Source organism: Roseovarius sp. EL26, from assembly GCF_900327775.1.
Classification (GTDB): domain Bacteria; phylum Pseudomonadota; class Alphaproteobacteria; order Rhodobacterales; family Rhodobacteraceae; genus Roseovarius.
Genome location: NZ_OUMZ01000005.1, coordinates 601,598 through 621,770, shown reverse-complemented (window position 1 = coordinate 621,770; position 20,173 = coordinate 601,598). Strand labels below are relative to the sequence as shown.

The following is a 20,173-nucleotide window of genomic DNA, read 5'->3' as shown; positions in this document are numbered from 1 at the left end:
TCCTTTGCACAGTCGAATTACGCAATGTTGCATGAAGCATACGTCAGCATCGGGGGACAGGTAAATCTAGGGATGTGCATTGTTTTTCTTGGTCGGCTTAAGTAAGCCTATGCACAAGCGAACAGGGGTAGGCAGATGGTGGAAGAAACCGATCAACCAAATGTGGATGATGATCGTGACGACGATGCCTACGAGCTAGACGAAAGCGTCGTAGACCGGATCATTCACGCCGTCGAAACGGGTGATCAGGCGAAGCTCCAAGAAGAGCTGGAACCACTGCACGCCGCTGACATCGCCGACCTTTTGGAACAGATCAGCCGGTCAGAACGCCGCGACCTGATCTTGCTTTATGATCGCGACTTTGATGGTGAAATCCTGTCAGAGTTGGACGAGTCGATCCGCGAAGAAGTCATCAGCATCCTGCACCCCGAAGTTCTGGCGGACGCTGTTCGGGAACTTGAGACCGACGATGTTGTTGATCTGGTTGAAGACCTTGAGGATGCCCAGCAAGAGGCTATTCTTGGCGCGCTGGAAGATAGCGATCGGGTCGCGGTTGAGAACTCTCTAACCTATCCTGAATATTCCGCCGGTCGCCTGATGCAACGCGAAGTGGTGATGGCCCCCGAGCATTGGAATGTCGGCGAGGCGATTGATTATCTGCGTGACCAAGATGATCTACCCGAACAGTTCTATCACATCACGCTGGTGGATGTGCGGATGCGCCCAGTTGGGGATGTGACCTTGGGCAAGCTTATGGCCTCGCGCCGCGAGATCATGCTGACCTCAATTGTCGAAGACAGCTTTCATGTCATTCCCGTCAATCAGGACGAGGAAGATGTGGCCTACGCATTCAACCAGTACCATCTGATCTCGGCCCCGGTCGTAGACGAAGATGAACGCCTTGTTGGTGTGATCACCATTGATGACGCGATGGCCGTTCTGGATGAAGAGCACGAAGAAGACATCATGCGTCTGGCCGGTGTGGGTGAAAACTCGCTCAGCGACAAAGTCATTGAGACGGCCAAAGGTCGCTTTCCTTGGCTGGCGGTCAATCTGGTCACAGCAATCCTCGCTTCGATGGTGATCTCGATGTTTGATCAGGCCATCACGCAGCTGGTTGCCCTTGCCGTTTTGATGCCGATCGTTGCCTCGATGGGTGGTAATGCAGGCACCCAAAGCCTCACCGTGGCGGTGCGTGCTATCGCAACCAAGGATTTGACCGGCCGAAATGTCTGGCGGGTTATTCGACGTGAGGTGCTGGTTGGGCTCATCAACGGGGTGATCTTTGCCATTGCAATGGGCATTGTCGGTGTCGTTTGGTTTGGTGGTCCAGAGCTGGGGTATGTGCTGGGTGCCGCGATGGTCATCAATCTGGTCGTCGCCGGACTGGCGGGCACGGTCATTCCTGTCATGTTGGAACGCGCCGGGGTCGATCCCGCGCTTGCATCCGGTGCGTTTGTGACAACTGTGACGGATGTTGTTGGATTTTTCGCCTTCTTGGGCCTTGCAGCACTGGTACTATTATGACTGACCTGACCGAAATCAAGGCCGCCGCCCGCAAGGCAGCCTTTGCCCGCCGCAAAGAGGCCCATAATGCCGGCGGCGCGGGTCGCAGTGGCCGCCTGTCCGAGGTACTGGCCGGATATCGCGGCGTGCCAATGTCAGGCTATATGCCGATCCGGACCGAGATCGACCCCCTGCCCGCGATGGCCGAAGCCGCCGCTTACGGCCCCGTGGGTGTGCCGGTCATTGAGGGCGCTGGTATGCCCTTGAAATTTTCCAGCTGGGAGCCAGACTGTGCACTGAAAGAAGGGCCGTTTGGCGCACAAATCCCCGAGATGGATGATTTCTTTGAGCCCGAGATTGTGATTGTCCCGCTAGTAGGATTTGATCGCAATGGTGGGCGGTTGGGCTATGGCGGTGGCTTTTATGACCGCACGCTGGAATTGCTTCGCGGCAAACGCGCAACGTTGGCCATTGGCTTTGCCTATGGCGCGCAAGAAGCAAAAAACCTGCCACTGGAGCCCACGGATCAGCAATTGGATATGATCATCACCGAAAGTGAAATCATCACCATTGATCGATCATAACCTTGCGACGATCTGTGTGCTAAATGCCCATACTTCAGGCTGAATTTGCGCCGCAGTGCATTTTCGCAGGAAATTCAGCACTCGTGCCTTGCCCTTTCAATGTGGCCTGCCTAACACCGATCCTATGAAGATTTTATTCCTTGGTGATGTCATGGGGCGTGCCGGTCGGCGCGCAATTGTGGAAAACCTCCAGCGTCTGCGCGACGAGTGGCGGTTGGACTTTGTCGTGGTGAACGGTGAAAACGCCACTGGTGGCATGGGGCTGAGTGGCGGACATGCCAAACTTCTGCTTGATGCCGGGGCTGATTGCATCACGCTTGGCGACCATGCCTTTGATCAAAAGGACATGCTGCAATTCATTCAGGGCGAGCCGCGCATCATCCGCCCTCTGAATTTTGCCAAAGATGCGCCAGGCCGTGGACACCGGGTGTTTGCGGATCGTCGTGGGCGCAAGATCCTTGTCACGCAAATGCTGGGACAGGTGTTTATGAAACGCCCGTTTGATGATCCCTTCTCAGCCGCAGACGCCGTGTTGCGCGCGCATCCCTTGGGCGGCGCGGTACAGGCCGCACTGGTTGATATTCACTGCGAGGCCACCAGTGAAAAAATGGGAATGGGCCACTTCTGCGATGGTCGCGCCAGCGTTGTGGTCGGCACCCACACCCACGTGCCAACAGCCGATGCGCAGATTATGCCCAAAGGCACCGCCTTCCAATCAGATGCCGGCATGTGCGGTGACTATCACAGCGTGATCGGTATGGAACCGGCGGAACCGATGCGCCGCTTTGTCACCGGCATGCCCAAGGCGCGTTTCACCCCGGCCGAGGGCGAAGCCACGCTTTCCGGTCTCTATGTGGAAACCGACGACAAGACCGGCAAAGCCATAAAAGTCTCAATGATACGTCAAGGAGGGCGCCTGTCACCAAGTGCCCCTGAATAAGCACCTCTTGCCCCCATGTCGCACATGGGCAAAGATCAAATGACTTACAAAGGGACCGGTATCATTTTGACAGGCTTGATCGAATTGCCACAAACGGCACAAGCCGTGATCGCGCTGATGGTTGTGATCGGGATGTTTATCATGTTCGTCCGCGAGACCTACCCAACCGAGGTGGTCGCGATGTCTGGCGCAGCAATCCTATTGGCGCTTGGTGTGTTGCCTTATGACGATGCGCTGCAAGTTCTGGCCAACCCAGCTCCGTGGACCATTGCCGGTATGTTTGTGATCATGGGCGCACTGGTACGCACCGGGGCGCTGGACGCCTTCACATCGATTGCTGACCGGCAGGCACGGACCAATCCCAAACTGGCAATCTTGATGCTGATGGCCTTTGTCGTGGTCGCCTCCGCCTTTGTGTCGAACACACCGGTGGTTGTGGTGATGATCCCGGTCTTTGTGCAGCTGGCCAAAACCCTTGGGTTGACCGCCTCTAAGCTTCTGATCCCGCTCAGCTATGCCGCCATTCTGGGTGGTACGCTAACCCTGATTGGCACCTCGACCAACCTTTTGGTTGATGGTGTAGCCCGCACCCATGGGCAAGCACCATTTTCAATCTTTGAAGTAACCCCGCTGGGCATTTGTCTGGTGATCTGGGGAGCAATCTATCTGCGTTTCATCGGGCCGCACCTGTTGCCCGATCGCGAAAGCATGGCTGATATGCTCTCGGATCGCTCCAAGATGAAGTTCTTTACCGAGGCGGTCATCCCGCCCGAAAGCAACCTCATCGGGCGCGAAGTTCTAAGCGTGCAACTGTTCAAACGCGAAGGGGTGCGCCTGATCGACGTCATTCGCGGCGATTTGTCCCTGCGCCGGAACCTTCAAGACGTCGAATTGCAGGTTGGTGACCGCGTCGTCTTGCGGACCCGCATGACCGAACTGCTCAGCTTGCAACGTGACAAAAGCCTCAAGCGGATGGATCAGGTTTCCGCCGTGGAGACATCGACAGTAGAGGTGCTGATCACCCCCGAATGCAAGATGGTCGGCCGCACGCTGGGGGCATTGCGCTTGCGGCGCCGATTTGGGGTTTATCCACTGGCCGTACACCGTCGAAACCAAAACATCGGTCGCCAGCTAGATGATCTGGTGGTCCGCGTTGGCGATACGCTGCTGTTGGAAGGTGCCCCTGAAGATATTCAACGCCTGTCGCGTGAAATGGACCTTTTGGATGTCTCGCACCCCTCCTCCCGCGCTTATCGTCGCGGCCATGCACCATTGGCGATTCTGGCCCTTGCTGGGATCGTAATCATGGCCGCATTGGGCGTTGCTCCAATCTTGTTGCTGACCGTTGTGGCCATGGCCCTAACCCTGATCACCCGATGCATCGACGCAGACGAGGCGTTTTCCTTTGTTGATGGGCAGCTCTTAGCCCTGATCTTCTCCATGCTTGCCATTGGCGCCGCGCTTGAGGCTTCAGGTGCTGTTGGCCTAATCGTCGGGGCCTTAGCGCCCTACCTGTCCCTGCTGCCCGCCTTCTTGATTGTCTGGGCGGTGTATTTGCTGACCTCTGTGCTGACCGAACTGGTCAGTAACAACGCCGTTGCAGTGGTTGTCACCCCGATTGCCATTGGCCTTGCCGACGCCATGGGCATCGATGCACGCCCACTGGTTGTCGCCGTCATGGTCGCCGCCAGTGCCAGCTTTGCCACGCCCATTGGATACCAGACCAACACCATGGTCTACGGTCCGGGTGGCTATAAATTCACGGATTTCATGAAAGTCGGCATCCCTCTGAACCTCAGCATGGGCCTCCTGGCCTCAGCCCTGATCCCCATCCTGTGGCCATTGTAAGCGCCTATGTAACAACGACCTAAGCGACTGATTATAGCCGCTGTAGCTAGGTTGTATCGCAAGCGTTTGGTGAGCCCGCTCTAACGGGCTGTGATGAACATGCGTGGCGACGGGGCAAATTCGACGCACTCGCATTCAAACCAGAGAATTCTGCTCAACTCTTTTGCTAAAAATCGAAACTCGATTGCTTAGGCTTCCACTTCTCTACCATCTCAGGACCATCGCACCCGGGCTTGATTGGCTTCACAGGTGTCACTTGAAAACGCCCGTCCCAGCTTGTTCCCAGCGTATCTTTAGCATCCTCTTTTGATGTCACATAGGCCAGCCAATCCTCTATCTCTGAAGGTGACAGAATGACTGGCATACGGTTATGGATGTACTCAATTTGAGATGATGGCTTGCACGTAAGGATCGAGCATTGGTGTCTATTGTCAGAAGTTCGATAGAACCCGGCAAAGAATACCACCGGCGCATTTCGATTAACCGTGATGAAGTAGGGGTGCTTGCGGCCTGTTATCCCGCTCCATTCATAATAGCCGAGCGCAGGAATAACGCAGCGCCCGTGATCCCAATAGTCTTTCCAGAAATATGGCTTCTCAATCTTTGAGTTGATCATAGGCTTTTGTTGGCGCGGGTCGCTGATTTGCCACTGCGCAGATGTTAGCTCAAACCCCTCCTCAGTCCAGCGGACCATATGTGCCTGATCGCTCGGCGATATATTATATCCTTGCTTTGACTCTATGGCCAATTCGTCTTGGCTCACATTCGCATAGAGAAACCCTTCGAGTATCTCTCGCATCTGACACTGAGTAAGATGACCGGCTGCGAACTTTCCACACATGCTACCAATATAGAAGTTTGTCTGGACTACTCAAATCATATTGATCGCGTCATATATGTTCCCGCCATGGCTTTGAGAAGACGTAAAGATAATTCAGGCATCGTAGTGACCAACGGAAGTAGTAAATGCCATGTCTTGACCGCGAGAGATACGCATGCAGTTACATTTTGTGTCACACCTGTGTGTCACATTGCTCTAATGTTACCTATCACGTTGAACTGTAAGTCTGGAGTGACAGATAGTTTGACCCTGGGCATCTGCTAACCCATTGCTTTTTCGTCACCCGAAATCTGAATGAAGCACCTGTTTGACCTTTCTTGACAGGTAGTTTGCCTCAGAGGCGCAGATCTCACCGAAACCAGCCGTTCAAGGAGGCACTATCGAAGGGACACAGGGCGGGACTTTCCCGCCAATCCCAATATGAAAACGAATGACGGCTTCCCTTTGTCTACCGAGCAGGCTTCTCCCAAAGTGAGATGAGGACAGCCGTGAAGACAACCAGCCCCCCGAAAAGCGTCGGTGTTGATGGTATCTCTGTCAGGATCAGGAACGCGAGGAGTGGCGCAAGCGGGGTTTCCAATGCCCCAATCAGCGCGGTCTGTCCAGAAGGTACGCGTTTTGCGCCCTCCGCCAGCGTGACTGACGCAATCGCGTGCATCACGCCAAATGCAGCAAGGATCGCGATCTCAAATGGGGCTGTTTCAAATGGCGCGCCGAAGGTCAGAGCAAAGGGAAATAGAAACAACGATTGCAGGACAGATGGGCCAGCGCTGGGCGTCTCTGGCCGGGCGCGGTAGATCACCATGATGGTGGCCATCACCAGCGTCATGAGAAGGGCAAGCCCGTCGCCGATCAGGTTCACGCTGCCGACCGATCCCGCGACAATGATCAGGACACCAGCAAGCGCCCCAGCTGCACCTAAAGCAGTGCGTTTTGAGACCCGCTCTCCAATCGCCAGCCACGCGAGCAGAGCGGCCAGGAACGGTGCCGACGCGTAGATCAGTGCGACGTTTGCAATGTCCGTCAGCTTGAAGGCCGGAATCAACGCGGCTGTCCCTGCCGCGCCGACCGCGCCAACAGCCAAGCCAGACCATCTCATGCCGAGGAACTCTTCTTTGAGCTTGCCCCGTGAGGCAGCGTATGCAGTTGTTGAGATGGACGCAAAAACGCCCCGCCAGAAAATCACGGCCCATGCAGCTGCTTCCACGCCTTTCGTAAAAATCCCGGTCGAGCTAAAGGCGATTGCAGATGCGACAAGGAAAAGGACACCGACCGCATGTGCGGAACGCGCTTGTGAATGGGTCGTCATGCGGATTTCTCTCTTTTCATTGAAAGGGTGAGACCATGCGGCCCTCGTTGCAGCATGTGAGAAATACTGATCTTCAGACTCACCTACAAAAGAAAAGATTTCACATTAGGCATGAGATTTTCTAATCTATGATATGCGCCGATCCCTCCCTCCTCTACGTGCCCTCCGTGCCTTTGAAGCCGCCGCTCGGCACCTTAGCTTTGCGCATGCCGCTGCCGAACTTGGCGTCACGCCAGGTGCCATCAGTCATCAGATCAAGGCACTTGAAGACTGGCTAGGAGCGCCGTTATTCCATCGCCTTACACGCGCCTTGCGACTTACCGAGGCTGGGGAAGCTGCGCTCCCCCTCCTGACCGAAGGCTTTGATCGGCTCGCAGACGGCGCGGCCAGAATGCAAGCTAGGAAGGGTGAAAACCTGCTGACCGTCAGCGTCAGCCCGGGGTTTGGCTCGCTTTGGCTCGTGCCCCGTCTGGACAGGTTTCGAAGGAAGCACCCGGAGATTGAGGTGCGCATCGACGGGACTGACAGGCTGGTCGACATTTCAAATGGTGAAGCCGACGTTGCAATAAGGTATGGCCCAGGTGGATATTCTGGCGCGCAAAGCCACCGACTCTTTGCGATGCGCGCAACGCCAGTGTGCAGTCCCTATCTTTTGTTGAATGGCCCGACGCTTCAGGTCCCCGAAGATCTTGTTAACCACACACTCCTGCATGTCGAATGGAAGGAAGCAGAAGGAAGTTGGCGCACGTGGCTTCTCGCTGCCGGTGCAGTTGATGTTGATCCATTCAAGGGACCACGCTTCACCAAAGAAGAAATGGCGGTGCGGGCCGCCTTGGACAGCGAAGGTGTCGCGCTTGTCGGAGATCGTATGGCGGCAGACCATCTTGCATCCGGTCGACTGGTCCGGCCATTCAGCGCAGACCTCAGCACTCCGTTGGTGTTCGCCTATTTTCTGCTTTCCCCGTTCGACAGGCAAAACGAGCCAAAGATCGCTAGTTTCCGTGATTGGCTGCTCGCCGAAGCAGAGGGCAACGATAATGAAGATGCAGCCACGCAGTAGGCCAAATCGACACGCTCGGGTTGGCAAAGCCGCCATTCATGGCCGCCGCAGCATCGGTGAATCTGGGCTCTTTTTCCTCTTTCGCCGCGCAGATCACGAATGGCTGATTCACCCCATAGGGTCAGCGATACTGTCAGCAAAAGACAATCTATGTGGCCATAAGGGTCAAAGTGCTGCCCACAGAGGTCAAACTATGTGGATATTTATAGTAAGGGTTTGGTGGAGCCTAGGGGGATCGAACCCCTGACCTCTTGCATGCCATGCAAGCGCTCTCCCAGCTGAGCTAAGGCCCCAAACCATACAGGCGGTATCGCCTGTGCGCCGCTATTTAGGCAAAGCGGCAGGCAGGATCAAGTGCAAATCCTGCCTTTTGCAGGTTAATTATCGTCGTCTTCCTGTGCGACGTCGGCGATCTCGTCCAGTGAGACGTTTTCGTCATCATCGTCATCCAGAACATCATCGCCCAGATCAACATCAACGTCATCATCATCGTCCAACACATCGGCCTCGCCCTCCATATTGGCAGCTTTAAGCTTTTGTGTTTCGCTGTCTTCAGCGTCCGCAATGATCGACCGGTTTTTGTTGTTCCCAGTCTCAACGACCTCGCCACTGTAGGGGCTGACGATCGGGTTCTTGTTCAGGTCATAAAAACGCTTGCCTGTTGTTGGGCAGATGCGTTTTACACCCCATTCTTCATTGGGCATGGATATCCCTTTCAAATTCTCTAGTCTTGTCGACAATCTGCGCCACCTGCCATAACTGTGGCGAGGTGTCAAAGGCTTTAAGGCCGCAGACAACGGTATTCAGGAGGCCGTATGAGCCAACACGTGCTTTGGGGCAAGCCCAATGTTGATATAACACTGCGCAAATCAGCAAAAGCGCGCCGGATTTCACTGCGGATCTCTGGATTGGACGGTCGTGTGACCCTGACAGTCCCCCGTGGCGTGTCTGAACGCGAAGGCCTGAAATTTGCTCAGCAGAAAGAAGGCTGGATTCGCGATCAGTTACTGGTACGCCCAGATGCTGTTCAGATCAGGATTGGCTGCGACATTCCGATCGAAGGTCAACTGGTGCGAATCACGCCTGTACAAGGGCGACGTATCGCATTGTACGAAAATCAGCTGCTTGTCCCCGGTCCCGACGCCACAGTGGGCACAAAAGTCAAAGCATGGCTCAAAACCCGTGCCCGCGACCGTCTGGTAGCAGCATCAGACCATTACGCACAGCAGTTAGACCGCAGCTATGCCCGGATCAGCATTCGCGACACCCGCTCTCGCTGGGGCTCGTGCTCATCCTCTAAAGGGTTGATGTATTCCTGGCGGCTCTACATGGCCCCTCCAGAGGTGCTGAACTACGTAGCAGCCCATGAAGTCGCGCATCTGAAAGAAATGAACCACAGCCCTGCATTCTGGTCAGAAGTGCACAACCTATATCCTGACTATGAAACCCCAAGACGCTGGCTACGCGAAAACGGATCAGGCCTGCATTTGTATCAGTTCGGCGATTGACGTCGCGCCAAAATGTGATCACAAATACACCATGTTGCTTAGCACTCGCCAGGACCCTACCCCCCCAGCACATGACCGTGTTTATCGCGGACTCCGCATGAGAATCATGCATGGTGAAATTGCACCGGGCAAAGCCATGACAATCCGCGGGGTCGGTGCCGAATTTGGGGTCTCGATGACCCCAGCCAGAGAAGCCGTGCGCAAACTGGCCGCCGAAGGGGCGCTGAATGTCTCCAGCTCAGGCCGCGTCACCACACCAGAGCTGAACAATGAACGGATCGAGGAACTGGCCGCCCTGCGCTCCCTGATCGAAGTGGAACTGGCCAGCCGCGCCCTGCCCCGCGCGCATATCGCCCTGATCGAACGCCTACAAAGCATCAATGCCCGTGTGAACGAGGATATAATACGCCGGGATGCTGTGAACTATATCCGGCATAATCTCGAATTTCACCGCACGCTTTATCTGCGTGCACAGGCTCCGGCGATGCTGGCTATGGCCGAAACGGTCTGGCTCCAACTGGGTCCGACCATGCGTGCCCTGTATGGACGATTAAAACGCAGGCCCCCACCACAACACCATCTTATGATTATCAGTGCCCTCAAGGCCGGTGATGAACCGAGTCTACGGCTGGCCGTACGCTCGGACGTCACGCAGGGGCTCAGAATGCTGTTGGCATGACATTCTGGCACGCCGCATCTGCTCCGGACATCCACTAACTGCCGAACACCTCATCGAAACGGCGCTGCAATGCCACATCCAGATCTGCCATGGTTACGGGCAATCCCAGATCAACTAGGCTGGTCACCCCATGTTCAGTAATGCCGCAAGGTACAATGCCACTGAAGTGCGTTAACTCTGGCTCAACATTAATAGAAATACCATGAAAGCTGACCCATTTGCGCAAACGAATGCCAATGGCAGCAATCTTATCTTCGGGCCTATGCCCAATGACGGTCAGCGGTTTATCATCACGCACCACCCAGACACCGACACGCCCGGCGCGGATTTCCCCTGTGATATTAAACTCATCCAGAGTTTCAATCACCCATTGCTCAAGCTGGCGCACGAATTGACGCACATCCTTCCCTCGTGCACCGACATCCAGCATCACGTAAATCACCCGCTGACCGGGGCCGTGATAGGTGTATTGCCCACCTCGTTTACTTTCATAAACCGGGAACCGGTCAGGATCGGTTAAGTCTATCGGGTCAGCCGAAGTCCCCGCCGTATAGAGCGGGGGATGCTCCACCAGCCAGATCGCCTCAGCGGCCTCACCCGCAGAAATGGCAGCAACGCGTGCCTCCATGAATGCAACGGCCTCGTCATAATCCGTCAACCCACTGGAGGTGATCCACTCAACCATTTCATTGCTCCGTTTGACAGCACCTGCGACAGGCTTCTAAACCGTTTTTTCGCTCTGGGAAAGCCAACGCACAGCGATGCCATTAGCGACGCAACCCATTCCACACTCTCACATAAAGACCACCTATCCCCCCTGCATAACAAGTCGAAATTCACGCCCAGCCCATAAACACATTTTGCACTTCACAAGCGTGAAACGATTGCGTATAGAGCCTGACATCTGATCACGTGCGGTCGTGGCGGAATGGTAGACGCGCAGCGTTGAGGTCGCTGTGGGGTAACACCCGTGGAAGTTCGAGTCTTCTCGACCGCACCAGATACAACTCCCTAAAAATAAATAAAATACCTAAAATCAGGGACTTGTTCTTGAAAAACGTCACACATCTTCGTGTGACGATTCTATTTGAGGTGCTTTAGCTGCCATTGCCTTCGCAGAAGAAATCCCATGCCACACGTTAAGTGAGCAAACAGTGATCATCCGCTTTCTACTGTTGCCATTCAAACAACACATCAATTGCTATTTCATCGGATGAATTCAGAGCGGAACGAAATTTCGGCAACACAGCTTCACTCAAAGCTCGTGTTCAATTCAATTAACGTGTCCCAAAATAATTCTAGAGCGGCAGAGCTGTTATTTGTCTTACGGGCAGCACAGATGTTCCAAGAGATGGGCGAAACGATAGGAATTTCTTTGGCAGCCTTCAAATCAAAGTGCTCTGTGAACGTGGTGCGCATACCACCGACAATGAAATCAGGCTTTGACAATAATTCGGTCAACAACCCATAATCGTCGCTCTCAATCTGTGGCAAATCCTTCACCTTTTCGACAGCGCTTGCGTCGTCGCCCAAAGCTTTGATCAGCGTTGTTTTCCAATGTTTGTGAAGATGCGGAGATGCAAATGGGTAGTTAAAAACGTCCTTGAGAGAACATGACCCGAGGCGATGAATTTCATGCGTCGCATGTGCAGCGAAAACCACAGGCTGTTTTTCCATAACCATGATTTCAATACCGTCTGCATTCGGAGTGTACGTTAAATCCCCGACAAAGACATCAAATTGACCGCTTTGAAGATGATCCAGAGGTCTGCCGTATGCGCTCACCAAAATCTTGAACCGCAAATCCTTGATTTCCCGTCTAATGGATTGCAGTGCTGGTAAAATCAGCGTTCTGGTTGTCAACGGTCCGCAGCCAATCAAAAGCGTACCAGGTCCTGTTTCACGCAAGTCGGCAATCTGGGCGGTATAACGGTCTAAATCGGCCTTTAAGGCAATTGCTATATGTAGGAACTCCTGACCCGTTCGCGTTAACTTGCTGTTATTCCGGTTCCGGTGAAACAGAGGAAACCTCGTATATTCCTCTGCTTGAGCAATATAGCGAGAGAGAGAAGCATTAGACACACCCATTTGGCTGGCAGCTTGTTGAAAGCTACCGGTCTTGGAAAGTGTGAGGAAGGCCGTAAGCGCATTTTCGTTCAGCATTAAATAGCCTTGATTTCAATTTTAGGCCCTTAGGTTCCATAAGTTGAAATGTTAGTAAAGCGGTATTGCGACAAGTGAGTAGCGCCCGCTATCCGTAAATGCGGTCGAAGCACTCCGTTCCATCACTGCAAACAATTCAAAGAGGTTAACATGCTCAAGTTACGATCCATTCTGGTATCGGCAACAACAGCCATTGTCACAGTCGGGGCTATACCAGTCGCAGCCGACACAGACCAACCCAACATTCTGGTAATTATGGCCGATGACGTTGGTTGGGCCAGTTTGGGGAGCTATCATCAGGGTGTCAAAAGCATTGAGACACCCAATTTAGATCAACTTGCGTCTGAAGGTATGCGGTTGACCGATTACTATGCACAGCCCAGTTGCACGGCGGGAAGGTCTGCCTTTATTACAGGGCAATTTCCTGTACGCACCGGCATGCATACGGTTGGTCTTCCCGGAGACCCCAAAAAGGGGCTCAATGAAAACGACCCAACATTGGCCAACATATTGAAATCACTTGGCTATACGACCGGTCAATTTGGAAAAAATCACCTCGGGGATATGAACAAATTCCTACCGACGGTTAAGGGCTTCGATGAATACTGGGGATGGCTCTATCATCTGAATGCAATGGAATATACGGCCGATCCCGACTGGCCAAAGGATCCTGCGTTTGGAGATGTATTTGGTCCTCGTAACATTATTCATGCTTATGCAACCGACACAGTTGACGAAACAGTAGACCCCAGATGGGGTTTGGTTGGAAAGCAACGCATTGTCGATGATGGCCCCGCCCCACCTGAGCGGCAAAAAACACTTGATAATGAGGTAACAGCACACACACTCGATTTTATCGACCGTGCCGTAGAAGGTGACGCACCGTTTTTCGTTTGGATGGCGCCAGCTCGGGCCCATGTATGGACGCACCTCAGTCCGGAATACGAAGCCCTGCTTGGAGATGGCCGTGGCTTGCAGGATGTGGTGATGAAAGAGCTTGACGATAATGTAGGTAAGGTCATGGCTCATCTGCAGGAGCTAGGCATTTCGGAAAATACGATTGTTGTCTTCACTTCAGATAACGGCCCGGAAACCATGACCTGGCCCGATGGCGGAACCACGCCATTCCACGGTGAAAAAGGGACAACGTGGGAAGGTGGATTTCGCGTCCCAGCGATCATTCGCTGGCCGGGGAAAGTCCCCTCCGGTCAGGTTAACAATGGTGTTTTCGACGGTCTAGACTGGATGCCGACACTGGTTGCAGCTGCCGGGGGGCCGGACAACTTGTCTGAAAGACTTCTGGAAGGGTATGAAGGCTATCAGGTACATCTTGATGGATATAACCAGCTGTCTTTCCTAACTGGTGAAAGTGAAAGCAACCGCAAGGAAATAATCTATTATGAAGGTCCTGACCTTCAGGCGGTGCGTTACGGCGACTGGAAAGCGCATTTCACCGTTCAGACACATGGGTGGTCCGGGCCAAAAGATGAACTGAACGCGCCACTCTTGTTTAATTTGCGCCGCGATCCATATGAAAAAGCTGCAGACGAGTCCGGTATGTACACTCGCTGGATGGGTAATAAGATGTGGGCCTTTGGGCCGGCAGCACGTCTTGTTCAGAAACATCTTTCCACCTTTGCCGAATTCCCGCCACGCGGGTCTCAGGTAACAAATCAAGCGCATGTGGAAGAACAGATTTCTTCTGAAGGCGGCATGTCTCAATAGTTGAATTGAAGTATGGAGGGCGGGTTTGCTCCGCCCTCCATTTACTACAAGTTGAAGCGCGGTGATTATCGGCGGGAATGTGATATTTATAGAGCATTGGCATTGACCCCACACAACCATTGCATACAATCCAAAATGCGTAACAGCCGGGGACGGCGATGGCCGCGAAGGTGAAGCCGGAGCCGAAAGACTCCGGTGAACTCTTTCAGAGGTTTAGGAGTGTTTATTTGAAACAGTATAGCAATTTTGAAACAACCATGAATGAGCTTCAACTTCCGCTTATTGAAAAACATGGGCGCAGTTTCCAAGAGTTTTCGAACGCTGAACTCGTTACAAGTTTTTTTAACATTCTGGTTGCATATCCTAGTAATGTTCTTTTGGAATTAGGTGCGCATCGAGCGATGACCTCGCGGCTCTTTCGCAGGGGACGTCCAGATCGAACCGCTATAGCAATAGAGGCTAATCCCTTCAATTTTGAGAAGTATCGCGCGAATGTGGAACGAAACGGGACTATCTACAAAAACCTTGCAGTGACGGATCAAACCGGGCCTGTTGAATTGATCCTAAGTGATGGCGACATGGATCGAAAACGGGGACACACGAAAACAACCAATTCCATACTGAAAAAGAAAAGTTACCATGCCACTAAAAACGTTACAGTGCAGGGTGTGACTTTTGATGATCTCATTGATGATTTACGCGCACGTGATGAAATCCCCGAACTGAAAAAGGAACGGCCAAGCCTTTGGATTGATGTTGAAGGTGCGTTAAGTATGGTTCTGGATGGTGCAATAAATAAACTACCAGAATGCTTAATGGTGTTTGCCGAGGTGGAAAAAGAAAGCCTGTTTGAGGGGCAAGTAACTATCGACAAAATAATTCCGCAATTTTCGAAGCTTGGATTTTTCCCCTTCCTAAAGGACTGCGAATACCATCCAAAGCAATACAATATTATTTTTCTGAACGAAAAGTTCTTCAAGGAAGACGATGTTGTTGTGGAACGAGAGCGATTTCTATCTGCTTTACGTGAGTTCAGTGGCAATTGACTGAGTTCAGACAGGGTTATCACACCCCAGATCAGCTCATCGCGGAGTGTCTGACGTCAGCGCTTATAGGTCCAAATAAGGGCATTTGTTAAGAGAGTGTTTGTTGCTCATCGTAGACACTGAGGAGTGGACGATGAGAAAGACAACGAGAGCCCTGGCGAGAAGACAAACAAATGGCCAGAACGGACCTTCGGCCAGAACTTTCTCGGCTTGTGCAGCCAGTGTATCGAACCCGCGCCGCATGTCCGTCACGCCAACAGCAAGCCAAACACGTGTGTTGCTAGGAACGGGGATCAAATCGACAATCCCTGCGCCAAACCAACAACGGCTAGAAGCGATGTTGAGCCTTCGATCAGAACACGGCGACCATCTAAAAGTGCGATAACCAATCAATCTCTTGAAACAATCGCCGACTCGCCAGCCGGAAAACGCTCTCGAAAGCCGCTCGAAAACGCCAAGAATAGAGCGGAACGAGAATATGGGAGTCGCGGGAGATCACCACACGTCAAGACAGAGACGCCAACACGGAACGCATTGCAATCAACTGTTTTCATTGCGGAAAAAATTGGTACCCAAGGCCGGACTCGAACCGGCACGCCTCGCGGCGGGGGATTTTGAATCCCCTGCGTCTACCATTCCGCCACTTGGGCACTGAAGCCTTCTCTAGCGAAGCTGAAACCCGAGGTCCAGCCCTACAATTGCTCCTTGCTTGATAATTTACGAAATTTTCGCGGGCCGTTGAATACGCGAGCCGCGACATCATGTTCGATCCATCACTCTTGACCCGCGCTTTGGCCCGTGATCTGTGGCAAGCAATAAAACTAAATGGATCAGGCGCATGCTCAAAGGCCTTTACGACTGGACAATCAGAATGGCCGACCATCCGCGCGCCCTATGGGTGTTGGCAGGTGTGTCCTTTGTCGAGAGCTCATTTTTCCCAATACCGCCTGACATTTTGATGATCCCGATGATCCTGGCACGCCCCAACCGGGCCTGGCTGATCGCGTTGGTTGCTTTGGTCTCTTCTGTGCTGGGCGGCATGCTCGGCTATGCCATCGGCGCCTTTGCCTTTGAACAAATCGGCCAGCCGATTCTGGAATCCATGGGAAAAGCAGATTCCATGGCCGAGTTCAGCACCAAATTTAACGACTTCGGGTTTTGGGCGGTCCTGACCGCAGGCGTCACCCCTTTCCCCTACAAGGTGATCACCATCATGTCAGGTTGGACTGGCATGCCGCTGATGACGTTTATAGCAACATCCATTCTGGCGCGCGGCATCCGCTTCTTTTTGGTCGCGGGTCTGCTATGGAAATTTGGTGAGCCCATCCGTAACTTCATCGAAAAACGCCTTGGGTTGATGTTCACCCTCTTCATCATCCTGCTTGTTGGTGGGTTCTATCTGGTGAAACACCTATGACAGCTCAACGCACATTTATCTTGCTGGCTGCGGCAGGCTCGGCCCTGACCCTCGCAATGGCCTTTGGCTTTCAACACATTGGCGGCATGGCCCCGTGCAAGCTGTGCCTATGGCAACGCTGGCCTCACGCCGCTGCGGTTGTCATCGGCGCATTGGCCCTTGCCCTGCCCGCACGTATCTTGTGCTGGTTCGGCGCGCTGGCCGCACTATCCACGGCCGCAGTTGGTGGCTACCACACTGGTGTGGAGCGCGGCTGGTGGGAAGGACCCGCCACATGCACATCTTCTGGCGCATCAGGCATGTCAGCGGATGACCTGTTTGATCAGATCATGGCCGCGCCTGTCATTCGTTGCGACGAAGTCCCATGGGAGCTGTTCACCCTGTCCATGGCCAGCTGGAACATGATCCTATCCCTGCTTCTGGCCGGCATCTGGGTGCAGGCCGCGCGCAAAGGCTAACTCAGTCAATCTGTTTCTCTGCAATCGACAAAAGCCATTGATGCACCGCATCAGAGGCTTTGCTACGCTTTGCGGGTTTTTCAGCCAGAAGATAGAAATCATTCTGCCCCACTAGCACCTCGGGCCGGATCTGCACCAACCGCCCCTCCTCAATATCGCGCGCGACAAGAAAACGACCAACAAGAGCAACGCCCTGCCCCGCAAGTGCAGCGTCTATCGCCAATGAAGTTTGGCTTAACCGTACCCCGCTGTCACTGCGGTTGTGAAATCCAAACCGCGCCAAATATTCTGGCCAAAGATCGTGCGCATCATGCAGTTTGGGCATCTCCGCCAACTCATCCGGCGCTAAAGGCAGTGATCTCCCCGCCATCACGGGCGGCGCGGCAATGGCAATGATTTCCTGCGGGAACAGATGAGAGGCCTCAACCCCAGAGCCAAAGGGGGGTTGCCCCTGCCGCACCGCCAGATTGATACCATCACTGTGAAAGCTAGAGACCCGTTCCGTGGCCAGAACCCGCAGATCGATATCGGGATGTGCCTGCGAAAACGCCGCAAGATTGGGGATCAGCCATTTCGCCGCAAAGGTTGGCGTCACGCTGATCAGAACCTTCCCCGGCTGCGGGCGTAGGGTTTTGGTCGCCTCGCGCAGTTCCTCAAACGCGACTTGAACCCGCGCATGATACCCACGCCCAGCCAGCGTAAATGCCAAACCCTTGGGTAACCGTTCAAACAAGGGCATGCCCAGATGGGCCTCCAAGGCGCGCACCTGCTGGGCCACAGCGCCTTGCGTCACGCCCAGCGCATCAGCCGCGGCACGAAAGCTCAGATACTGGCCTGACGCCTCGAACGCGCGCAGCCCATTGAGAGGAGGGAGTTGATCCATAATGCGATAGTAATTCTACTGTCAGAACAAATCAATTCTGTCGCGCAATTCTATTTTGAGACAGATAAATTAAACACAACAGAGAAAGGAATACAGCATGTCAGTAGAAAAAGTAGCACTCATCACTGCAGGTGGCAGTGGTCTTGGCGCCGCCGCAGCCCGGCGCCTGGCCGCCGATGGTTTTCGGGTTGGCATCCTGTCCTCCTCCGGCAAGGGCGAGGCCCTGGGCAATGAACTGGGTGGTTTTGGTGTCACCGGCTCCAACCTTATCCCTGGTGATCTGGCCACACTGGTCGAGGGCGCAAAATCCCGTTGGGGGCGCGTTGATGTACTAGTCAATTCCGCCGGTCATGGCCCCAAGGGGGACGTGCTCGATATCTCGGATGACGACTGGCATCTGGGAATGGACTACTATCTGATGAACGTCATCCGCCCCACCCGTTTGGTCACACCAATCATGCAAGGGCAAGGCAGTGGATCAATCATCAACATCTCGACCTTTGCCGCGTTTGAGCCCGATCCACTGTTTCCCACCTCCGGCGTCTTCCGTGCCAGCCTCGCCGCCTTCTCCAAACTCTACGCTGATCGTTATGCCACCCAGGGGATTCGCATGAACAATGTCTTGCCCGGCTTCATCGACAGCCTGCCCGAAACAGATGACCGCAAAGCCCGCATTCCCATGGGGCGGTATGGCACCGTGGCCGAGGTCTCCTCGCTAATCGGTTATCTGGCGTCATCCGGCAGCACATACATGACAGGCCAGAACCTGCGCGTTGACGGGGGGTTGACCAATGCAGTCTGATCAAATCCTCCCCCCCGACCGTTCCGAGCGCATCGCTTTCATCATTAAATGGCTTGCCTCTGTTATCCAGATCATGGGCTACACCGCCACCGCCTTTGGCTGGACACCGTGGAACCTCTATCTATTCCTGATCGGTGTTCTAGGCTGGGGCACGGTTGGCATCTTGTGGAACGATCGCGCCATCATGCTCATCCACATCGTTGCGCTCTTTGCCATGTTGGCGGGCATGGCAGGCAGCTAACCCAACACCCCAAGGTTCAGCTAAATCAGTGGCGGTAAAACCAAAGCCGGTTATACTGCCATTACTTACAATGACCGGGTGATATTATGTTCAAGACCATTGTCGTCGGAATTGACGGATCAGAAATCTCAGACAATGCGCTGCGCGTCGCCTGTGAACTAGCGCAAAAATTTGCGGCCGAAATCCACCTGATCCATGTCCCACAACCACAAACAGTTGCATTTGCGATGGGCGCGCTGACTGGCTATCACACAGCAACATCCATGCCCACCTCGGACGAGGTCAAAACCGCAGGTAACAAGATTTTGGATGCAGGAAAGGCCATTGCAAAGACCGGCGGTGTCGACATTGCGCAAGCACATTTAAAATCTGGTGACCCAGCCAACCAGATCACCGAATATGCCGAGGCCTGCGAGGCCGACCTGATCGTTACCGGCCGGCGTGGTTTGGGCAGTCTTGGCGCCCTCATCCAAGGCAGCACCTCACAAGCCGTCAATCACAAGGCCAAATGCGCCTGTCTTTCGGTGACCTGACACTCCGACCAACCACAATCAACGACAGCTCCCTCTATTGATGCAGGTCAATGTCGGCAGAATACGTCTAGCGTATGCTTTGGATGCTTTGGATGCTTTGGATGCTTTGGATGCTTTGGATGCTTTCATCAAAGGAGGAAAGGATATGTTCAAGAATATTGTCGTTGGAATCGACGGATCGGACTCTGCGGAACATGCGCTGCGTGTCGCCTGTGACATGGCACAGAAATACGCGTCTGAGATCCACCTGATCCATACCCCCCAACCCCAAACAGTCGCATTTGCGATGGGTGCTGTGCCGGGCTACCACGTTGCCACGACCATGCCATCGCCAAAAGAGGTCGAGGATGCAGGAAACAAAATTCTTGAAACTGGCAAAGCCGTCGCAAAAACCTGCAATATCGACGTTACGCAGGCACATCTGAAAAATGGTGACCCCGCCGACCACATTACAAATTATGCCGAAAACTGCGGCGCAGACCTGATTGTCACCGGTCGCCGTGGTCTGGGAAACGTCGGCGCACTCCTGCAAGGCAGCACATCGCAAGCCATCAACCACAAGGCCAAATGCGCCTGTCTTTCGGTGGCTTGACAAACAGACACCTCACGTTGTGACCCAAAGGACCAAGC

Annotated in this window: 20 protein-coding genes, 3 tRNA genes and 2 pseudogenes; 16 read left to right on the top strand and 9 right to left on the bottom strand. The window is 53.8% G+C overall.

Annotation, left to right across the window (positions count from 1 at the left end; genetic code table 11):
* Positions 1-135: 135 nt before the first annotated feature.
* The 4 genes from mgtE (at position 136) to D9A02_RS04905 (ending at position 4,878) form a co-directional block, all read left to right on the top strand.
* Positions 136-1,527 (top strand): magnesium transporter, encoded by a 1,392-nt coding sequence (mgtE, locus tag D9A02_RS04920; protein WP_120499841.1) that lies wholly within the window; start codon positions 136-138, stop codon positions 1,525-1,527.
* The gene (locus D9A02_RS04915; RefSeq protein WP_120499840.1) at positions 1,524-2,090 is read left to right on the top strand and encodes a 5-formyltetrahydrofolate cyclo-ligase; all 567 of its coding nucleotides are present in this window, start codon (positions 1,524-1,526) and stop codon (positions 2,088-2,090) included. Before mgtE ends, D9A02_RS04915 begins: the two co-directional genes overlap by 4 nt.
* A gap of 124 nt (positions 2,091-2,214) precedes the next feature.
* Complete coding sequence (locus D9A02_RS04910) at positions 2,215-3,030, top strand: TIGR00282 family metallophosphoesterase (protein WP_120499905.1); 816 nt, start codon at positions 2,215-2,217, stop codon at positions 3,028-3,030.
* Between the two features lie 132 nt (positions 3,031-3,162).
* Positions 3,163-4,878 (top strand): SLC13 family permease, encoded by a 1,716-nt coding sequence (locus tag D9A02_RS04905; RefSeq protein WP_254054553.1) that lies wholly within the window; start codon positions 3,163-3,165, stop codon positions 4,876-4,878.
* 166 nt (positions 4,879-5,044) lie between these two features.
* On the opposite strand, the gene D9A02_RS04900 is transcribed toward D9A02_RS04905, so the two are convergent.
* Together D9A02_RS04900 and D9A02_RS04895 are read right to left on the bottom strand one after the other, a co-directional pair.
* Positions 5,045-5,719, bottom strand: a complete 675-nt coding sequence (locus D9A02_RS04900) for an SOS response-associated peptidase (protein ID WP_120499839.1) — start codon at positions 5,717-5,719, stop codon at positions 5,045-5,047.
* A 448-nt stretch (positions 5,720-6,167) separates the two neighbouring features.
* Positions 6,168-7,028 carry a DMT family transporter gene (locus tag D9A02_RS04895; protein WP_120499838.1) on the bottom strand — a complete coding sequence of 287 codons (861 nt, stop codon included), beginning with the start codon at positions 7,026-7,028 and terminating at the stop codon, positions 6,168-6,170.
* Between the two features lie 133 nt (positions 7,029-7,161).
* On the opposite strand from D9A02_RS04895, the gene gcvA reads away from it, so the two are divergent.
* The gene (gene gcvA / locus D9A02_RS04890; protein WP_120499837.1) at positions 7,162-8,088 is read left to right on the top strand and encodes a transcriptional regulator GcvA; all 927 of its coding nucleotides are present in this window, start codon (positions 7,162-7,164) and stop codon (positions 8,086-8,088) included.
* A gap of 217 nt (positions 8,089-8,305) precedes the next feature.
* On the opposite strand, the gene D9A02_RS04885 is transcribed toward gcvA, so the two are convergent.
* A tRNA-Ala gene (locus D9A02_RS04885) sits at positions 8,306-8,381 on the bottom strand.
* An 84-nt stretch (positions 8,382-8,465) separates the two neighbouring features.
* The gene (locus D9A02_RS04880) at positions 8,466-8,792 is read right to left on the bottom strand and encodes a TIGR02300 family protein (RefSeq protein WP_120499836.1); all 327 of its coding nucleotides are present in this window, start codon (positions 8,790-8,792) and stop codon (positions 8,466-8,468) included.
* 111 nt (positions 8,793-8,903) lie between these two features.
* On the opposite strand from D9A02_RS04880, the gene D9A02_RS04875 reads away from it, so the two are divergent.
* Both D9A02_RS04875 and D9A02_RS04870 read left to right on the top strand, forming a co-directional pair.
* Positions 8,904-9,596 carry a M48 family metallopeptidase gene (locus D9A02_RS04875; protein ID WP_120499835.1) on the top strand — a complete coding sequence of 231 codons (693 nt, stop codon included), beginning with the start codon at positions 8,904-8,906 and terminating at the stop codon, positions 9,594-9,596.
* Between the two features lie 31 nt (positions 9,597-9,627).
* Entirely contained in the window at positions 9,628-10,275 is a 648-nt protein-coding gene (locus D9A02_RS04870; RefSeq protein ID WP_120499834.1) for a GntR family transcriptional regulator, read from the top strand.
* A 34-nt stretch (positions 10,276-10,309) separates the two neighbouring features.
* Here the strand turns inward: D9A02_RS04870 and lipB are convergent.
* A pseudogene (gene lipB / locus D9A02_RS04865) lies at positions 10,310-10,981 on the bottom strand (lipoyl(octanoyl) transferase LipB); the annotation flags it as partial.
* Between the two features lie 208 nt (positions 10,982-11,189).
* Between lipB and D9A02_RS04860 the strand changes: the two are divergent.
* A tRNA-Leu gene (locus D9A02_RS04860) sits at positions 11,190-11,275 on the top strand.
* Between the two features lie 251 nt (positions 11,276-11,526).
* On the opposite strand, the gene D9A02_RS04855 is transcribed toward D9A02_RS04860, so the two are convergent.
* Positions 11,527-12,438: a LysR family transcriptional regulator gene (locus tag D9A02_RS04855; RefSeq protein WP_120499832.1), complete on the bottom strand. Its 912-nt coding sequence runs from the start codon at positions 12,436-12,438 to the stop codon at positions 11,527-11,529.
* Positions 12,439-12,588: 150 nt separating this feature from the next.
* Here D9A02_RS04855 and D9A02_RS04850 point away from each other — a divergent pair, with 150 nt between their 5' ends.
* Together D9A02_RS04850 and D9A02_RS04845 are read left to right on the top strand one after the other, a co-directional pair.
* Complete coding sequence (locus D9A02_RS04850) at positions 12,589-14,163, top strand: arylsulfatase (RefSeq protein ID WP_120499831.1); 1,575 nt, start codon at positions 12,589-12,591, stop codon at positions 14,161-14,163.
* 158 nt (positions 14,164-14,321) lie between these two features.
* Positions 14,322-15,209: an FkbM family methyltransferase gene (locus D9A02_RS04845; RefSeq protein ID WP_120499830.1), complete on the top strand. Its 888-nt coding sequence runs from the start codon at positions 14,322-14,324 to the stop codon at positions 15,207-15,209.
* A gap of 180 nt (positions 15,210-15,389) precedes the next feature.
* On the opposite strand, the pseudogene D9A02_RS19400 reads toward D9A02_RS04845, so the two are convergent.
* Positions 15,390-15,506, bottom strand: a pseudogene (locus D9A02_RS19400) (IS66 family insertion sequence element accessory protein TnpB); the annotation flags it as partial.
* A 269-nt stretch (positions 15,507-15,775) separates the two neighbouring features.
* Positions 15,776-15,859: transfer RNA gene (locus D9A02_RS04830), tRNA-Leu, on the bottom strand.
* Between the two features lie 188 nt (positions 15,860-16,047).
* Between D9A02_RS04830 and D9A02_RS04825 the strand changes: the two genes are divergently transcribed.
* Positions 16,048-16,626 (top strand): YqaA family protein, encoded by a 579-nt coding sequence (locus tag D9A02_RS04825; protein ID WP_120499828.1) that lies wholly within the window; start codon positions 16,048-16,050, stop codon positions 16,624-16,626.
* On the top strand, positions 16,623-17,084 hold the full coding sequence (locus tag D9A02_RS04820; protein ID WP_120499827.1) for a disulfide bond formation protein B: 462 nt from the start codon (positions 16,623-16,625) through the stop codon (positions 17,082-17,084). Before D9A02_RS04825 ends, D9A02_RS04820 begins: the two co-directional genes overlap by 4 nt.
* Before the next feature lies 1 nt (position 17,085).
* Here the strand turns inward: D9A02_RS04820 and D9A02_RS04815 are convergent, their stop codons facing one another.
* The gene (locus tag D9A02_RS04815; RefSeq protein ID WP_120499826.1) at positions 17,086-17,967 is read right to left on the bottom strand and encodes a LysR substrate-binding domain-containing protein; all 882 of its coding nucleotides are present in this window, start codon (positions 17,965-17,967) and stop codon (positions 17,086-17,088) included.
* 97 nt (positions 17,968-18,064) lie between these two features.
* On the opposite strand from D9A02_RS04815, the gene D9A02_RS04810 reads away from it, so the two are divergent.
* The 4 genes from D9A02_RS04810 to D9A02_RS04795 all read left to right on the top strand — a co-directional run bounded on the left by D9A02_RS04810 (position 18,065) and on the right by D9A02_RS04795 (position 20,135).
* Entirely contained in the window at positions 18,065-18,769 is a 705-nt protein-coding gene (locus D9A02_RS04810; protein WP_120499825.1) for an SDR family oxidoreductase, read from the top strand.
* On the top strand, positions 18,759-19,010 hold the full coding sequence (locus D9A02_RS04805; protein ID WP_120499824.1) for a DUF6552 family protein: 252 nt from the start codon (positions 18,759-18,761) through the stop codon (positions 19,008-19,010). Before D9A02_RS04810 ends, D9A02_RS04805 begins: the two co-directional genes overlap by 11 nt.
* An 86-nt stretch (positions 19,011-19,096) precedes the next feature.
* Positions 19,097-19,543: a universal stress protein gene (locus D9A02_RS04800; protein WP_120499823.1), complete on the top strand. Its 447-nt coding sequence runs from the start codon at positions 19,097-19,099 to the stop codon at positions 19,541-19,543.
* A gap of 145 nt (positions 19,544-19,688) precedes the next feature.
* Positions 19,689-20,135, top strand: coding sequence for a universal stress protein (locus tag D9A02_RS04795; RefSeq protein ID WP_120499903.1), 447 nt, complete (start codon positions 19,689-19,691; stop codon positions 20,133-20,135).
* Positions 20,136-20,173: the final 38 nt, after the last annotated feature.

What these genes read in the sequence shown, in the direction of transcription:
- D9A02_RS04875 (WP_120499835.1), top strand. Translation starts at nt 8,904, where the DNA reads ATGAGCCAACACGTGCTTTGGGGCAAGCCCAATGTTGATATAACACTG.
- mgtE (WP_120499841.1), top strand. Translation starts at nt 136, where the DNA reads ATGGTGGAAGAAACCGATCAACCAAATGTGGATGATGATCGTGACGAC.
- D9A02_RS04855 (WP_120499832.1), bottom strand. Translation starts at nt 12,438, where the DNA reads ATGCTGAACGAAAATGCGCTTACGGCCTTCCTCACACTTTCCAAGACC.
- D9A02_RS04905 (WP_254054553.1), top strand. Translation starts at nt 3,163, where the DNA reads ATGTTTATCATGTTCGTCCGCGAGACCTACCCAACCGAGGTGGTCGCG.
- D9A02_RS04870 (WP_120499834.1), top strand. Translation starts at nt 9,628, where the DNA reads ATGTTGCTTAGCACTCGCCAGGACCCTACCCCCCCAGCACATGACCGT.
- D9A02_RS04850 (WP_120499831.1), top strand. Translation starts at nt 12,589, where the DNA reads ATGCTCAAGTTACGATCCATTCTGGTATCGGCAACAACAGCCATTGTC.
- D9A02_RS04910 (WP_120499905.1), top strand. Translation starts at nt 2,215, where the DNA reads ATGAAGATTTTATTCCTTGGTGATGTCATGGGGCGTGCCGGTCGGCGC.
- D9A02_RS04915 (WP_120499840.1), top strand. Translation starts at nt 1,524, where the DNA reads ATGACTGACCTGACCGAAATCAAGGCCGCCGCCCGCAAGGCAGCCTTT.
- D9A02_RS04845 (WP_120499830.1), top strand. Translation starts at nt 14,322, where the DNA reads ATGGCCGCGAAGGTGAAGCCGGAGCCGAAAGACTCCGGTGAACTCTTT.
- D9A02_RS04815 (WP_120499826.1), bottom strand. Translation starts at nt 17,967, where the DNA reads ATGGATCAACTCCCTCCTCTCAATGGGCTGCGCGCGTTCGAGGCGTCA.
- D9A02_RS04820 (WP_120499827.1), top strand. Translation starts at nt 16,623, where the DNA reads ATGACAGCTCAACGCACATTTATCTTGCTGGCTGCGGCAGGCTCGGCC.
- D9A02_RS04895 (WP_120499838.1), bottom strand. Translation starts at nt 7,028, where the DNA reads ATGACGACCCATTCACAAGCGCGTTCCGCACATGCGGTCGGTGTCCTT.
- gcvA (WP_120499837.1), top strand. Translation starts at nt 7,162, where the DNA reads ATGCGCCGATCCCTCCCTCCTCTACGTGCCCTCCGTGCCTTTGAAGCC.
- D9A02_RS04800 (WP_120499823.1), top strand. Translation starts at nt 19,097, where the DNA reads ATGTTCAAGACCATTGTCGTCGGAATTGACGGATCAGAAATCTCAGAC.
- D9A02_RS04880 (WP_120499836.1), bottom strand. Translation starts at nt 8,792, where the DNA reads ATGCCCAATGAAGAATGGGGTGTAAAACGCATCTGCCCAACAACAGGC.
- D9A02_RS04795 (WP_120499903.1), top strand. Translation starts at nt 19,689, where the DNA reads ATGTTCAAGAATATTGTCGTTGGAATCGACGGATCGGACTCTGCGGAA.
- D9A02_RS04810 (WP_120499825.1), top strand. Translation starts at nt 18,065, where the DNA reads ATGTCAGTAGAAAAAGTAGCACTCATCACTGCAGGTGGCAGTGGTCTT.
- D9A02_RS04805 (WP_120499824.1), top strand. Translation starts at nt 18,759, where the DNA reads ATGCAGTCTGATCAAATCCTCCCCCCCGACCGTTCCGAGCGCATCGCT.
- D9A02_RS04900 (WP_120499839.1), bottom strand. Translation starts at nt 5,719, where the DNA reads ATGTGTGGAAAGTTCGCAGCCGGTCATCTTACTCAGTGTCAGATGCGA.
- D9A02_RS04825 (WP_120499828.1), top strand. Translation starts at nt 16,048, where the DNA reads ATGCTCAAAGGCCTTTACGACTGGACAATCAGAATGGCCGACCATCCG.